At 73.5% G+C, this 13,769-nt stretch carries 10 protein-coding genes; 2 read left to right on the top strand and 8 right to left on the bottom strand.

The window, feature by feature from the left end:
- The first annotated feature begins 166 nt into the window (after nucleotides 1-166).
- Nucleotides 167-1,462, top strand: a complete 1,296-nt coding sequence (locus ACFV9J_RS28965; protein ID WP_385358892.1) for a cation:proton antiporter — start codon at nucleotides 167-169, stop codon at nucleotides 1,460-1,462.
- 36 nt (nucleotides 1,463-1,498) lie between these two features.
- On the opposite strand, the gene ACFV9J_RS28960 is transcribed toward ACFV9J_RS28965, so the two are convergent.
- The 7 genes from ACFV9J_RS28960 to ACFV9J_RS28930 all read right to left on the bottom strand — a co-directional run bounded on the left by ACFV9J_RS28960 (nucleotide 1,499) and on the right by ACFV9J_RS28930 (nucleotide 9,428).
- On the bottom strand, nucleotides 1,499-4,051 hold the full coding sequence (locus tag ACFV9J_RS28960; protein WP_385358821.1) for a polynucleotide kinase-phosphatase: 2,553 nt from the start codon (nucleotides 4,049-4,051) through the stop codon (nucleotides 1,499-1,501).
- Nucleotides 4,048-5,538 (bottom strand): 3' terminal RNA ribose 2'-O-methyltransferase Hen1, encoded by a 1,491-nt coding sequence (locus ACFV9J_RS28955; protein ID WP_385358819.1) that lies wholly within the window; start codon nucleotides 5,536-5,538, stop codon nucleotides 4,048-4,050. Before ACFV9J_RS28955 ends, ACFV9J_RS28960 begins: the two co-directional genes overlap by 4 nt.
- A 173-nt stretch (nucleotides 5,539-5,711) precedes the next feature.
- Nucleotides 5,712-6,635 (bottom strand): LLM class F420-dependent oxidoreductase, encoded by a 924-nt coding sequence (locus ACFV9J_RS28950; RefSeq protein WP_385358817.1) that lies wholly within the window; start codon nucleotides 6,633-6,635, stop codon nucleotides 5,712-5,714.
- 83 nt (nucleotides 6,636-6,718) lie between these two features.
- Nucleotides 6,719-7,189, bottom strand: coding sequence for a DUF6099 family protein (locus ACFV9J_RS28945; RefSeq protein WP_385358815.1), 471 nt, complete (start codon nucleotides 7,187-7,189; stop codon nucleotides 6,719-6,721).
- Nucleotides 7,190-7,372: 183 nt separating this feature from the next.
- Nucleotides 7,373-7,717: a nucleotide pyrophosphohydrolase gene (locus ACFV9J_RS28940; protein WP_385358812.1), complete on the bottom strand. Its 345-nt coding sequence runs from the start codon at nucleotides 7,715-7,717 to the stop codon at nucleotides 7,373-7,375.
- Complete coding sequence (locus tag ACFV9J_RS28935; protein ID WP_385358810.1) at nucleotides 7,714-8,940, bottom strand: ATP-binding protein; 1,227 nt, start codon at nucleotides 8,938-8,940, stop codon at nucleotides 7,714-7,716. Before ACFV9J_RS28935 ends, ACFV9J_RS28940 begins: the two co-directional genes overlap by 4 nt.
- 95 nt (nucleotides 8,941-9,035) lie before the next feature.
- The gene (locus tag ACFV9J_RS28930) at nucleotides 9,036-9,428 is read right to left on the bottom strand and encodes a cell division protein SepF (RefSeq protein WP_385358809.1); all 393 of its coding nucleotides are present in this window, start codon (nucleotides 9,426-9,428) and stop codon (nucleotides 9,036-9,038) included.
- A 224-nt stretch (nucleotides 9,429-9,652) separates the two neighbouring features.
- On the opposite strand from ACFV9J_RS28930, the gene ACFV9J_RS28925 reads away from it, so the two are divergent.
- A complete protein-coding gene (locus ACFV9J_RS28925; RefSeq protein WP_385358806.1) occupies nucleotides 9,653-12,796 on the top strand; it encodes an FAD-binding and (Fe-S)-binding domain-containing protein in 3,144 nt (1,047 codons plus the stop codon).
- 328 nt (nucleotides 12,797-13,124) lie between these two features.
- On the opposite strand, the gene ACFV9J_RS28920 is transcribed toward ACFV9J_RS28925, so the two are convergent.
- Nucleotides 13,125-13,592: a hypothetical protein gene (locus ACFV9J_RS28920; RefSeq protein ID WP_385358804.1), complete on the bottom strand. Its 468-nt coding sequence runs from the start codon at nucleotides 13,590-13,592 to the stop codon at nucleotides 13,125-13,127.
- Between the last annotated feature and the right edge of the window lie 177 nt (nucleotides 13,593-13,769).

Raw genomic sequence — 13,769 nt, 5'->3', positions numbered from 1 at the left:
CAGTGCGCCCTCCGGGTGCCCCTGTGCGACGGCGGGGCCCCGCGGCGCCGCCGCGTAAAGCGTGGCGACGGCCGGAGTGCCCGGCCGCACGTCAGGGGGAGGCCCGTTGATTTCTGACACGCTGAGTACCGACCCGCTGAGTACCGACACGCTGAGTTCCGGTGCCCTGAGTCCCGATGCCCTGATCACCCACTTCGTGGGTGCCTCGGCGCTGATCCTGGTGGCCGCCCACAGCGGTGGGTGGCTGGCCCGGCGGCTGGGGCAGCCGTACATCGTGGGCCAGTTGGCGACCGGGATCGCCCTCGGCCCCTCGCTGCTCGGCAGCACCGCCCCGGACGCGTACGCGGTCCTGTTCCCGGCGGCGATCGGTCCGGCGCTGACCGGGCTCGCGCAGTTCTCGCTGGTGGTGTTCCTGTTCGCAGTGGGCTACGAACTGGACCTGAAGATGCTCGGTGTCCGGGCGCGCAGCTCGGTGAACGTGGCGCTGGCCTCGTTCGCCGTGCCGATGGCCGTGGGCAGCGGCTGCGCCCTGCTGTTCGGGGACGCCCTGCACGACCTGGGCATGCCCAGGGACCTCTCGCCCGGCATGGTGGTCTTCGCGGGGGTCGCCCTGGCGACGACGGCGGTACCGGTGCTGACGGCCATCGTGCGCGAGAACGGGCTGTCCCGCACGGTGCCCGGAGTAGTGGCCGTCTCCGCCGCCGGGGTGCTGGACGCGGTCTGCTGGACGGTGCTGGCGGGCGCACTGCTGGAATCGCGGGGCGGGGACGGCGCCGGAGGGGGGCTCGACTGGCCGTGGCGGGTGCTGCTCACGGTCGGCTACGTCGCCCTGATGGCGTGCGCGGCGCGTCCGCTGCTGCGTCTGCTGCTGTGGCGGACCCGGCTGGAGCCCTCGCTCCGGATGGCGCTGCTCATCGGCTTCGCGCTCGGCTCGGCGTGGGTCACGCACGCGCTGGGACTGCATGTGATCTTCGGTGCGCTGCTCGCCGGGGTGGTCGTCCCGCGGGAGGCGGGCGGCACGCTCGACCCCGACCTGCTGCGGCCGCTGCTGTCCGTGGCCTCGCTGCTGCTGCCGTTCTTCTTCGTGCTGTCGGGCCAGTCCGTGGCGCTGAACAGCATGACGGGCACGGGCTGGGCCGCCGTGGCGGTGGTCACGCTGCTCGCGGTCGTGACGAAGATCGGCAGCGGGGCGGTGGCGGCCGGTCTGGGCGGCCTGGACCGGCACGACGCCTGGACCGTCGGCATCCTGCTCAACACCCGGGGGCTGACCGAGCTGATCGCCCTCAACGCGGGCCTGGACGCGGGCCTGCTGAGCGGCCCGCTCTACACGGTCCTGGTCTTCATGGCCCTCGCCACGACGCTGCTGGCCCAGCCGCTCCTGCTGCTGAACGCGCGCTTCGCCACGCGCGAGCGCCGTCCGGAGTCGGCCCGGTCCACGGCGGTGAAGCCGTACGCCGGGTAACACCGGCCGGCGCACGTCCCACCGCCGCGGGCCGGATCACAGCCGCGGGTCCACCGGCTCCGACTCCAGGGCCAGCACCCCGAACACCGCCTCGTGCACGCGCCACAGCGGCTCGCCGTCCGCGAGGCGGTCCAGGGCCTCCAGGCCGAGGGCGTACTCGCGGATCGCCAGGGACCGCTTGTGGTTCAGGAACCGGTGCCTGAGCCGGGCGAGGTGGTCGGGGCGGGTGTACTCGGGGCCGTAGATGATCCGCAGGTACTCGCGGCCGCGGCACTTGATGCCGGGCTGCACCAGGCGGCCCTTGTCGTCGCGGACCAGGGCGCCGACGGGCTTGACGACCATGCCCTCGCCGCCGCGGCCGGTCATCTCCAGCCACCAGTCGACGCCCGCCGCCACCGACTCGGGGTCGCCGGTGTCGACGTACAGCCGCCGGGTGGTCTGCAGCAGGCCGCTGCCGTCGTGCTCGACGAGCCGGTCGAGGAGGGCGAGCTGCTCGTCGTGCGGCAGCGCGGCCAGGCTGCGGCCCTGGACGGCCAGGATCTGGAACGGGGCCAGGCGGACGCCGTCCAGGCCCTCGGTGGGCCAGCAGTAGCGGCGGTAGGCGTCGGTGAAGGCGGCCGCGTCGGCGGCTCGGGCGCGCTGGCGGTCGAGGAGGTCCTGCACCCCGACGCCGCGCGCCGCGGCGCCCTCCAGCGCGCTCAGCACGCCCGGGAACACCGCGCCGGAGGCGGCGCCCACGGCGGCGTACTGGGAGCGCAGCAGCCCGGAGGCCTTGAGCGACCAGGGCATCAGCTCGGTGTCGAGGAGCAGCCAGTCGGTGGCCAGTTCGTCCCACAGGCCGGCCTCGCCGACCGCGGTGCGCAGCCGGTCCAGGATCTCCCCGGTGAGCGACGCGTCGTCGAGGAAGGGGCGGCCGGTACGGGTGTAGAGGGACCCGGTGGGGCCGTCGACCCCGAAGCGGGCGCGGGCCGCGTCCGCGTCGCGGCAGACCAGGACCACCGCCCGGGAGCCCATGTGCTTCTCCTCGCACACGACCCGCTCGACGCCGTCCGCCGCGTACTGCGCGAAGGCCTCCTTGGGGTGCTCCAGGTAGCCGTCCACGCCCGAGGTGGCGGTCGGTGCCATGGTCGGCGGGAGGTACGGGAGCAGCCGGGGGTCGGTGGCGAAGCGGCTCATGACCTCCAGCGCGGCCGCGCCGTTCTCCTCGCGCACGGTGATCCGTCCGGCGTGCCGGGTCTCCACCACGCGGCGGCCCTGGACGTCGGCCAGGTCCAGCGGACGGCCGTCGTGTCCGCCGGGCGCCTCGGTGCGCAGCGGCTTGGCCGGCTCGTACCAGACCCGCTCGGCGGGTACGTCGACGGTCTCCCGCTCCGGCCAGCGCAGCGCGGTGAGCTTGCCGCCGAAGACGGCGCCGGTGTCCAGGCAGATGGTGTTGTTCAGCCAGGTGGCCTCCGGGACCGGGGTGTGGCCGTAGACGACGGCCGCCCGGCCCCGGTAGTCCTCGGCCCACGGATAGCGCACCGGCAGGCCGAACTGGTCGGTCTCGCCGGTGGTGTCGCCGTACAGGGCGTGGCTGCGGACCCGGCCGGAGGTGCGGCCGTGGTACTTCTCGGGCAGACCCGCGTGGCAGACCACGAGCCGGCCGCCGTCGAGGACGTAGTGGCTGACCAGGCCGTCGATGAACTCCCGTACCTCGGCGCGGAACTCCTCGCTCTCGCCGTCCATCTGCTCGATCGTCTCGGCGAGTCCGTGGGTGTGCTGGACCTTGCGGCCCTTGAGGAAGCGGCCGTACTTGTTCTCGTGGTTGCCGGGCACGCACAGGGCGCTGCCCGACTCGACCATGGACATCACGCGGCGCAGCACGCCGGGGCTGTCCGGGCCGCGGTCGACGAGGTCGCCGACGAAGACGGCGGTGCGGCCGTCGGGGTGGACGCCGTCGGTGTAGCCGAGCTTGCCGAGCAGGGTCTCCAGCTCGGCGGCGCAGCCGTGGACGTCGCCGACGATGTCGAAGGGGCCGGTGAGGTGGGTGAGGTCGTTGAAGCGCTTCTCGGTGACGACGGTGGCGTGCTCGGCCTCCGCGGTACCGCGCAGCACGTGCACCTTGCGGAAGCCCTCGCGCTCCAGGTGGCGCAGGGAGCGGCGGAGTTCGCGGGTGTGGCGCTGGATGACCCGGCGGGGCAGGTCGGCGCGGTCGGTGCGGGTGGCGTTGCGCTCGGCGCACACCTGCTCGGGCACGTCGAGGACGATGGCGATGGGCAGCACGTCGTGCTTCCTGGCCAGCTCGATCAGCTGACGGCGGGCGTCCTGCTGGACGTTGGTGGCGTCGACGACGGTGCGGCGGCCGGCGGCGAGCCGCTTGCCCGCGATGTAGTGCAGGACGTCGAAGGCGTCGCGGCTGGCGCTCTGGTCGTTCTCGTCGTCGGCGACCAGGCCCCGGCAGAAGTCGGAGGAGATGACCTCGGTCGGCTTGAAGTGGCGCCGCGCGAAGGTGGACTTGCCGGAGCCGGAGGCGCCGATCAGCACGACGAGGGAGAGGTCGGTGACGGGCAGGGCGCGGGCCCGCACGGAGGTGTCTTCGGTGGTGCTCATGCGGCCTTCGCCTCCTTCCCGGTGACGGTAGCGGTAGCGGTAGCGGTAGCGGTCAGGGTGAACAGGGCCAGCTGGGTGGGCGGGCCCACCTCGGGGTCGTCGGGTCCGACGGGGCGGAACTCCACGTCGTAGCCGTGCCGTTCGGCGACCGTCCCGGCCCAGGCGCGGAACTCCTCGCGGGTCCACTCGAAGCGGTGGTCGCGGTGGCGGACGTGACCGGCGGGCAGGGTCTCCCAGCGCACGTTGTACTCGACGTTGGGGGTGGTGACGACGACGGTGCGGGGGCGGGCCGAGCCGAAGACCGCGTACTCCAGGGCGGGCAGCCTCGGCAGGTCGAGGTGCTCGATCACCTCGCTGAGCACGGCGGCGTCGTACCCCTTGAGGCGCTTGTCGGTGTAGGCGAGGGAGCCCTGGAGGAGCCGGACGCGTGCGGCCTGCCGCTCGCCCATGCGGTCCAGCTTGAGCCGCCGGGAGGCGATGGTGAGGGCGCGCACCGACACGTCCACGCCGACGATCTCGGTGAACCGCGGCTCCTTGAGCAGCTCGCGCACCAGGTGACCCTCGCCGCAGCCCAGGTCGAGGACGCGGGCGGCGGCGCGGTCGCGCAGCGCGGTGAGGATCGCCTCGCGGCGGTGCACGGCGAGCGGGGTCGGCTTCGGCTCCTGCTCGGCCTCCGCCTCGACCGCGTTGTCGATCTCCTCGACCTCGCTGTCGTCGGTCTCGGCCAGCCGGATCAGCTCCAGCCGGTCCATGGCCTCGCGGGTGAGGGACCAGCGGCGGGAGAGGTACCGGCTGGTGATCAGCTTCACTTCGGGGTGGTGGTACAGCCAGGCGCCGCCGGCCCGCATCAGCTTGTCGACCTCGTCCGGGGAGACCCAGTAGTGCTTGGCGTCGTCGAGCACCGGGAGGAGGACGTACAGGTGGCGCAGGGCGTTCGAGAGGGTGAGGGTCTCGGACTCCAGCACGAGCCGGACGTAGCGCGAGTCGCCCCACTCGGGGAACGCGGTGTCCAGCGGCACCGCCTCGACCTCGACCGCCCAGCCCAGCGGCTCGAACAGGCGCCGTACCAGGTCGGGTCCGCCGCGGGCGGGCAGCGCCGGGATCTCGACGCGCAGCGGCAGCGGCTCGGTGGCGCGCTCGGGGCGGGCCTTGCACACGCCGCGCATCGCGCTGGAGAAGACGTTGCTCAGCGCGACGGCGAGCAGGGACGAGGCCGCGTACGGGCGGTCGTTGACGTACTGGGCGAGGGCCGCGTCGGGGGCGCCGCCACGGCCCTTGCCCTTGCCGCGCCTGACCAGCGCCACCGCGTCGACCTCCAGCAGCAGCGCCGCCGTACAGCGCTGTTCCTCCGCCTCCGGGTAGAGCACGTGGGCCGTGCCGAAGGAGGTGGAGAACGCCTGCGCCTTCTCGGGATGCTTGTGCAGCAGGAAACCGAGGTCGGTGGCGGGGCGCTCGGGGGTGCCTGTGGTGGTGAGGGTCAGGAACATGGGCCTCTCCGGCCGGGTCGACGGTGCAAGGGATCAATGGTGGCGCCGTACGTGCGGGAGCCCCCGGGGCGGTACCCCGAGGGCTCCGGCAGGACGACGGTCACACGATCCCACAGGGCGGGTGACCGGCGCCTTCGGTTATTCGACGGTTTGATGTACCGCTCGGGTGGGTCTCAGGACAGCTGCGACTGGACCTGGGAGGAGATCAGCTCCAGGTGGTCCAGGTCGTCGAGGTCGAGGATCTGGAGGTAGATCCGCTGGGCGCCGGCCTCGGCGTAGCGGCCGATCTTCTCGACCACCTCGGCCGGGGAGCCCGCGAGGCCGTTGGCCTTCAGCTCCTCCACCTCGCGGCCGATGACGGCGGCGCGCCGGGCGACCTCGGCGTCGTCCTTGCCGACGCAGGCGACGAGGGCGTTGGAGTAGACGAGCGCGTCCGCGCCGCGGCCGGCCGCCTCGGCGGCGGCCCGCACCCGGCCGAACTGGCGCTCGGTGTCCTCGATCGAGGCGAACGGCATGTTGAACTCGTCGGCGTACTGACCGGCCAGCCGCGGGGTGCGGGTGGCGCCGTGCCCGCCGATGAGCACGGGCACCTTGGCCTGCGCGGGCTTGGGCAGCGCGGGCGAGTCGGTGAGGTCGTAGAACTTTCCGTGGAAGTCGAAGGTCTTGCCGGTCTCGGTGGCCCACAGACCGGTGACGACGGCCAACTGCTCCTCCAGGCGGCCGATCTTCTCCTTCGGGAAGGGGATGCCGTAAGCCTTGTGCTCCTCCTCGAACCAGCCGGCGCCCAGGCCCAGCTCGACGCGGCCGCCCGACATCTGGTCGACCTGGGCGACCTGGATGGCGAGGACGCCGGGCAGGCGGAAGGTGCCGGCGGTCATGAGGGTGCCGAGGCGGATGCGCTTCGTCTCCCGGGCGAGTCCGGCGAGGGTGATCCAGGCGTCGGTGGGCCCGGGGAGTCCGTCCACGGCGCCCATGCGCAGGTAGTGGTCGCTGCGGAAGAAGGCGTCAAAGCCGAGGTCCTCGGTGGCCTTGGCCACGGTGAGCAAGGTGTCGTAGGTGGCCCCCTGCTGGGGCTCGGTGAAGATACGGAGATCCATGTCTTCCATCCTGCCTGCTCGGCACGGGGGTACGGCACAGGCTCCACGCCGCGGCGCGCGGGAGCACGGGCCCGGTGGCCGTCCTAGCCCGCCTCCCGCTCGGGTAAGTGTGCGTCGCGGTCCGCCAGTTTGCGCAGCATCTCCAGGACCCGGTCGCGCGACTCGTCCGCCGCGTCGATGGCCTCCATGCACTGCCAGTACGTCGCCTCGTCGTCGGCGGCGCAGGCGACGCCCACGAGGGCGATGCCGGTCTCGCCGAGCAGGGTGCCCAGGCGCATCAGGGCCTGCCGGGCGTCGCCCAGTTCGGTGAGCTGGGCGGCGCGCAGCTCGTCCGGGGCCAGCTCCGGAGTGTGCAGCACTCCGCAGCCGCGGCCCGCCAGTTCGGTCAACCCGATGGCCTCGCCGCGCAGTTCGGGTGGTCCGTGGACCGCCAGCCGGCTGCCGATCGCCTGGGCCAGGGCCTGCACCTGCCACACCTCCGTCAGGACCTCCGGCACCTCGCCGCCGGCGGCCAGGGCACGCCCACTCGTCACGATGAGCCGCACAGCGTCCATGCGCTGCCCCCGTCTGTCCGACGCGCTCGCGGCGCGTCCGCCCGAACTCCGTTGTTCACTACCCAGAGTGAAGGCGTGTGGGACGAAAAGCCAGAGGAAGGCGGAAATCTTCGGACACCATCACGATTTCTGGCCGGAATTTGACTGCGGAGAGTGATAACGGAGTAGTTGACTCCCCCGAGTTCAGTCTTCCGGTGCGCCCGCCACCGGGAACCGCGACTCGTTGCGCTCGATCTTCTCCTCCAGCGCGGCCAGCGGGTCGACTCCGAGCACCTCGCAGAACTGGAGGAGGTACGCCAGGACGTCGGCGACCTCGTCCCGGACCCGGTGGGCGGTGTCCGGGTCGGTCATGACGCGGGCCGACTGCTCGGGCGTCAGCCACTGGAAGATCTCGAGGAGTTCGGAGGCCTCCACGCTCAGCGCGGCGGCCAGGTTCTTGGGGGTGTGGTAGGGCTGCCAGTCGCGCGCGGCGGCGAACTCGGCCAGCCTGCGCCGCAGTGCCGCCAGGTCACGGGGGTGATCGGTCACGGGTTCAGGTGTACCACCGTGAGGCCGCCCGCCGCGGCCACCCCTGCCCGCCCCGCCTCCCCCACCGCCTCGACCGCCTCGACCGCCCACGACGCGTCGGCGACCGCTCCGACGAGGCGGATGTGTCCCCGGTCGCACATCCGCGCCGCCAGCCGGAGCAGTTCGGCGCGCTGGCGCACGTCCAGGCCGCGGTCGAAGCCGTCGGCGAGGACGGTGAGCGTCTGCAGCGCGGCGGGCACCTCGCCGGCCGGGTCGACCTCCAGGACGCCGGGTCCGGTGAACAGCACCAGGGCGAGGGCGAGGTAGCGCAGCTCGCCGTAGCCGAGGCGGCCGAGGCCGGTGCGGACCCCGTCGCCCCGGTCGAGCAGCGCGCGGACCACACCGCCGAGGGCCGGTTCGGCCAGGACGTCCTCGACCGGGCCCGCGCAGCCGGCCCGTACCGCCGCGACGAACTGCGCGTGCCGCCGACCGCACTCGGCGCGGGTGCGCCACAGCACGTCGGCGAGGTTGTCGCAGCCGCCGAGCAGGCGCCCCGAGCCGGTGGGTACGGGCTCCCGCATCCGGCCCGGCCGCGGATCGCAGGCGAAGACGGAGCGCAGCGCGACCACCATCTGTTCGGCCGCCGCGAGCACCCTGCGCTGCCCGTCCGTCTTGCCGGCCACCCGCAGCGGCAGCAGCGGGGTGCCGAGCCGGTCGTCGGGCAGCGGAGCACGGGTCACGGGCGCCGACCCGGCCGTGTGCCAGGCCGCCTGCACGGCACGGCGGCCGGGATCGCGCAGGGCCGTTTCCAGCAGCACGACGCCGTCCGCCGTCAGCCGCTCCCCGACGATGCGCAGTTCGGGCTCGGCCTGCACGGCGACGTCCAGGTGCACCGGTCCCTCCGCGCCGTCGGCCGTGCAGCCGATGCGAAAGCCCCGGCGGTGCTGCGCGTCGGGCCGGGCCCGCTCGGGCACGCAGGCGCCCGGGTCCGGGAACACCGCGCCGAGTTCCGCGCCGCCGCCGAGCCGGGCCAGGGCGTCGTACGCCCTGAGCGCACTGGTCTTGCCGCTGCCGCTGGGCCCGGCGAGCACGGTGAGCGGCCCGAGCCGCAGCACGGCGCGCCGGTGCCCGGCGAAGGCGGACAGCCGCAGCTGGGTGACGCGGGGGCGGTCGGGAGCCGGCGCGACGGACGCCGGTAACGCGGAGGACGCAGGTGACGCGGAGGACGCAGGTGACGCTGCCATATGCGGACCGTAGGACTCCGCCGGACGGCGAACCGTTTTGCCCGGACGGCTTTCCTACGATCGGGGGACCGGACGGTCAGGGCCGCAGCGGACCGTCACACTCCCGGCACCCCAGCCGCACTCTCCATCAGCCCGTTCACCTCGGTGCCCGCCGGGGTCAGCAGGAAGACGTTGCGGTCCACCCGGTGCATCCCGCTGGCCAGGCCGAAGACGACGCCGGTACTGAAGTCCAGGACCCGCTTGGCGACGTCGCCCTCGGCGCTGGTCAGGTCCAGGAGCACCGGGATCCCCGCCATCAGCGTCTCGGCGACCTCGCGGGCGTCCGCGAACACGTTGATCCTCAGGACCACGAAACGGCGGCGCCGCTCCGTCTCCGCCTCGGGCATCGCCCGGTGACCGACCGCGGACGGCCAGGCGTCGCGCCCCCGCAGCGGAACTACCTGGGCGAGCCCTTCCCACTGTTCATCGGTGACGTCGTGGCTGTTCACCGGCTCCCCCGATTTCACTCGCCTTCATTGCCTGCACCAGCCAATTCTTACGCCAAGTCACCCGTTCGGCCCAACAGCGACACGGTTGGCGACGCTCCGTGTCCGGTGATTGTCCGGCGCCGGGCCGGGTACTCAGCGACAGCCGTCGCGCCCGGGCGGGAGCCCGCGAGCGGGAAAGCCGCCGCCGCGCCGACGGACGTACGCCGTCACACGAAGGAGTGCCCATGGGTGCGCTGGACCTGCCCGATCCCGTCACACGCGAGGGGGCACCGCCGAAGGTCGACACCGACGCCCTCCGGGACGCCCTGTGCGAGCGGGTGGACGGTGAGGTCCGCTTCGACGCCGGGAGCCGGGCCGCCTACTCCACGGACGCGTCGAACTTCCGGCAGACCCCCCTCGGCGTGGTCGTCCCACGTACCCCGGAGGCCGGGGTGGAGGCGGTGGCCGTGGCCCGGGAGTTCGGCGCGCCCGTGCTCTCGCGCGGTGGCGGGACCAGCCTGGCCGGGCAGTGCACCAACGCGGGCGTGGTCCTCGACTGGTCGAAGTACTGCACCCGGGTGGAGTCGGTGGACCCCGGCGCCCGCACCTGCGTCGTCCAGCCCGGGATCGTGCTCGACGACCTCAACCGGCAACTCGCGCCGCACGGCCTGCGCTACGGACCCGAGCCCGCCACCCACCCCAACTGCACCATCGGCGGCATGATCGGCAACAACTCCTGCGGCGCCACCGCGCAGGCGCACGGCAAGGTCGTGGACAACATCGCCCGCCTGGAGGTGCTGCTGTACGACGGCACCCGCTTCTGGTGCGGCCGGACGGACGACGAGGAGTTCGCCGAGATCGAGCGGCAGGGCGATCTGCGGGCGACCGTCTACCGGCGGCTGCGGGCGCTGCGGGACACCTACGGGGACGAGGTCCGCCGCCGGTTTCCGGACGTCCCGCGCCGGGTCTCCGGCTACAACCTGGACTCCCTGCTGCCGGAGTTCGGCTTCGACGTGGCGGGGCTGCTGGTGGGCAGCGAGTCGACGCTGGTCACGGTGGTGCGGGCGGAGCTGAAGCTGGTGCCGGTGGTGAAGGAACGCTCCCTGCTCGTGCTCGGGTTCGACAGCATCGACAAGGCCGCCGACGCGGTGCCCGGCATCCTGCCGCACGAGCCGATCGCCCTGGAGGGCGTCGACGCCCGGCTGGTGCGCGACGAGCGGATCAAGCACCTGAACCCCGAGGCGCTGGCCGAGATGCCCGAGGGCAACGCCTACCTGATGGTGCAGTTCGGCGGGGACACCGTCGAGGAGGCCGACGCACGGGCGCACCGGATGCTCCAGGCCGTGCACCGCTCCGAACGCGACGCCGACTGCGCGTTCCTGGACGACCCGTCGCACGAGGAGGACCTGTGGCAGGTCCGCGAGGCCGGGCTCGGCGCCACCGCGCACATCCCCGGCAAGCCCGACACCTTCGAGGGCTGGGAGGACTCGGCGGTCTCCCCCGAGAAGCTGGGCGACTACCTGCGGCGGCTGCGCGGGCTGTTCGAGGAGTTCGGGTACCTGAGCGACACGGGTCCGAGCCTGTACGGCCACTTCGGGCAGGGCTGCGTGCACACCCGGATCCCGTTCGACCTGTACACCGCGGACGGGGTGGCGGCGTACCGGAGGTTCATGGAGCGGGCGGCCGATCTCGTGGTCGAGTTCGGCGGCTCGCTGTCCGGGGAGCACGGGGACGGGCAGAGCCGGGGCGAGCTGCTGGGGCGGATGTTCGGGGACCGGCTGGTGGAGGCGTTCGGGCGGCTGAAGGCCGTGTTCGACCCGCTGGACCGGATGAACCCGGGGAAGGTCGTCGCGCCGTACGGGCTGGACGACAACCTGCGGCTCGGCGGTGGCTGGGCCCCGTTCGAGCCCCGCGACCTGCACTTCCGCTTCCCGCACGACGGGGGTTCGTTCTCCCAGGCGGCGAACCGCTGCGTCGGCGTCGGCAAGTGCCGGCAGCACACCAGCGACGGCACGGTGATGTGCCCGTCGTACCAGGTGACCCGGGAGGAGGAGCACTCGACGCGGGGCCGGGCCCGGCTGCTGTTCGAGATGCTCGACGGGCACGGGGACGGCGCGATCCGGGACGGCTGGCGCTCGGAGGAGGTCAAGGACGCCCTCGATCTCTGCCTGGCCTGCAAGGGCTGCAAGAAGGACTGTCCGGCGGACGTGGACATGGCCACGTACAAGGCGGAGTTCCTCTCCCACCACTACGAGGGCCGGCCGTGGCGCCGGCCGCGCTCGGACTGGTCGATGGGCTGGCTCCCGGCGCTCGCGCGGGTGGTGGGCCGCACCCGGCTCGCGCCGGTCGTCAACGCGCTCACCCACGCGCCGCTGCTGTCGAGGGCGGCGGTGCGGGTGGCGGGGGTGGCGGACCGGGAGGTGCCGCTGTTCGCGGAACGGACCTTCGAACAGTGGTTCGCGGAGCGCGAGCCGGAGGGCGACGGGCACCGCGGGTCCGTGCTGCTGTGGCCGGACACCTTCACCAACCACTTCCACCCGCACATCGGCCGGGCGGCGGTACGGGTCCTCGAACACGCCGGCTGGCGGGTGGAGCTGCCGCGCGAGCCGCTGTGCTGCGGGCTGACCTGGATCTCCACCGGGCAGCTCGGCACGGCAGAGAAGGTCCTCACCCGTACGGTGCGCGCCCTGGCCAAGCATGTCCGGGCGGGCGGCCTGGTCGTGGCGCTGGAGCCGAGCTGCACGGCCGTCTTCCGGGCGGACGCGGCCGAGCTGTTCCCCGGCGACCAGGACGTGCGGCGGCTGGCCGAGCAGACGGTGACGCTGTCGGAGCTGCTCACCGGGCACTCCCCCGGCTACGAGCCGCCGCGGGTGCCCGACCGCTCCGCGCGTGCGCTGGCCCAGGTGCACTGCCACCAGCACGCGGTACTGGGCTGGGAGGCCGACCAGGAACTGCTGCGCCGGGCCGGGGTGGACGCGGAACGACTGGACTCCGGCTGCTGCGGGCTGGCCGGCAACTTCGGCTTCGAGCGCGGTCACCTGGACGTCAGCGAGGCGTGCGCGGAGCGGGTGCTGCTGCCGCGGCTGCGGGAGGAGGACGAGTCGACCGTCGTCCTCGCCGACGGCTTCAGCTGCCGCACCCAGATCCACGAGTTCGACAGCGGCGGCCACGAGGGCGTGCACCTGGCGGAACTGCTGGCCTCGGCCCTGCCGCCCGGCCCCGCGACCGACCCGGGGACTCCGGGCAGCGCGTACGGCACCGCCCCGGGCGCCCGTCCGTCCGCCCCCGGCCCCCGCGCCCGGACCCTGGCCCTGGCGGCCACGACGGCCGCCGCCCTGGGCACCGCGGCGGCGGCAACGGCCCTGGCCCGGAGCCTGCGCCGACACTGAACCCGACGGACCTCGCCCCCTCCCTGCCAGCCCCGGAGCAGCACATACGGCACCCCACCCGGCGGACGCCCGGCGGACGCCCGGCCGCCCCCGCACCCCGCGCACAGGCCCCGGCCCCGGCCCTGGCCCTGGCCCTGGCCCCGACAGCCACGACGGCCGCCGCCCTGGGCACCGCGGCGGCGGCAACGGCCCTGGCCCGGAGCCTGCGCCGACACTGAGCCCGGACACGACGGACGGTCACCCCCGAGGGTGCGGGGTGACCGTCCGTCGTTCCGGGCGTGGAGGGAGGTGGTGTCCGGGCGTGGAGTCTGTGCCCGGGCGTGGAGTCTCAGGCCCGGGACGAGGCGGCGTCCTGGCGGCTCGCCAGGGCCCAGATCACGAACACGTCGATCGCCATCATGATCACGGACCAGACGGGCGCGTACGGCAGGAACAGGAACTGGGCGATCAGGCTCAGCGAGGCGAGGACGATGCCCGCCACCCGCGCCCAGGCCATGTCCTTGAGCAGACCGAACCCGGTGACGAACACGAGGGCGCCCAGGATGACGTGCACGATCCCCCAGCCGGTCAGGCTCATCTCGTAGACGTAGGTGCCGATACGGGCGTACACGTCGTCCTCGGCGATGGCCGCGATGCCCTGGAGAACGGCGAGCGCGCCGTTCAGCAGCAGCAGTACGCCCGCGAAGACGACACCGCCGGTCACCCAGCCGCTGGTGCGGTCGCCCGAGCGCTGGGCCCAGGAGGCGTCGCCGCCGTGGGACGGCCGGCCGGGGGTGGGTTCGGCGTGCTGGCTCATGAGCGGAGTCCTTTCTGTGTCCCCCGTACGGGGCAGCTGCCCACCGGTGCCCGACGGCACCGACAGGTCATTCAGAGCCTGCGGGTGGCCGCGCTCCCCGGCCAGGCGGGTCCGCCGGACGGGTGAATCGCGCGCCGGGCGTGCGCATGCGGACGCCCCCGGCCTCGCGTTAACTGA

The organism is Streptomyces sp. NPDC059906 (assembly GCF_042730645.1).
In the GTDB taxonomy this organism is placed as follows: Bacteria; Actinomycetota; Actinomycetes; order Streptomycetales; family Streptomycetaceae; genus Streptomyces; species Streptomyces rubrogriseus.
This window is presented reverse-complemented; position numbering and strand designations above follow the sequence as displayed.

What these genes read in the sequence shown, in the direction of transcription:
- ACFV9J_RS28960 (WP_385358821.1), bottom strand. Translation starts at nt 4,051, where the DNA reads ATGAGCACCACCGAAGACACCTCCGTGCGGGCCCGCGCCCTGCCCGTC.
- ACFV9J_RS28955 (WP_385358819.1), bottom strand. Translation starts at nt 5,538, where the DNA reads ATGTTCCTGACCCTCACCACCACAGGCACCCCCGAGCGCCCCGCCACC.
- ACFV9J_RS28950 (WP_385358817.1), bottom strand. Translation starts at nt 6,635, where the DNA reads ATGGATCTCCGTATCTTCACCGAGCCCCAGCAGGGGGCCACCTACGAC.
- ACFV9J_RS28945 (WP_385358815.1), bottom strand. Translation starts at nt 7,189, where the DNA reads ATGGACGCTGTGCGGCTCATCGTGACGAGTGGGCGTGCCCTGGCCGCC.
- ACFV9J_RS28935 (WP_385358810.1), bottom strand. Translation starts at nt 8,940, where the DNA reads ATGGCAGCGTCACCTGCGTCCTCCGCGTCACCTGCGTCCTCCGCGTTA.
- ACFV9J_RS28925 (WP_385358806.1), top strand. Translation starts at nt 9,653, where the DNA reads ATGGGTGCGCTGGACCTGCCCGATCCCGTCACACGCGAGGGGGCACCG.
- ACFV9J_RS28920 (WP_385358804.1), bottom strand. Translation starts at nt 13,592, where the DNA reads ATGAGCCAGCACGCCGAACCCACCCCCGGCCGGCCGTCCCACGGCGGC.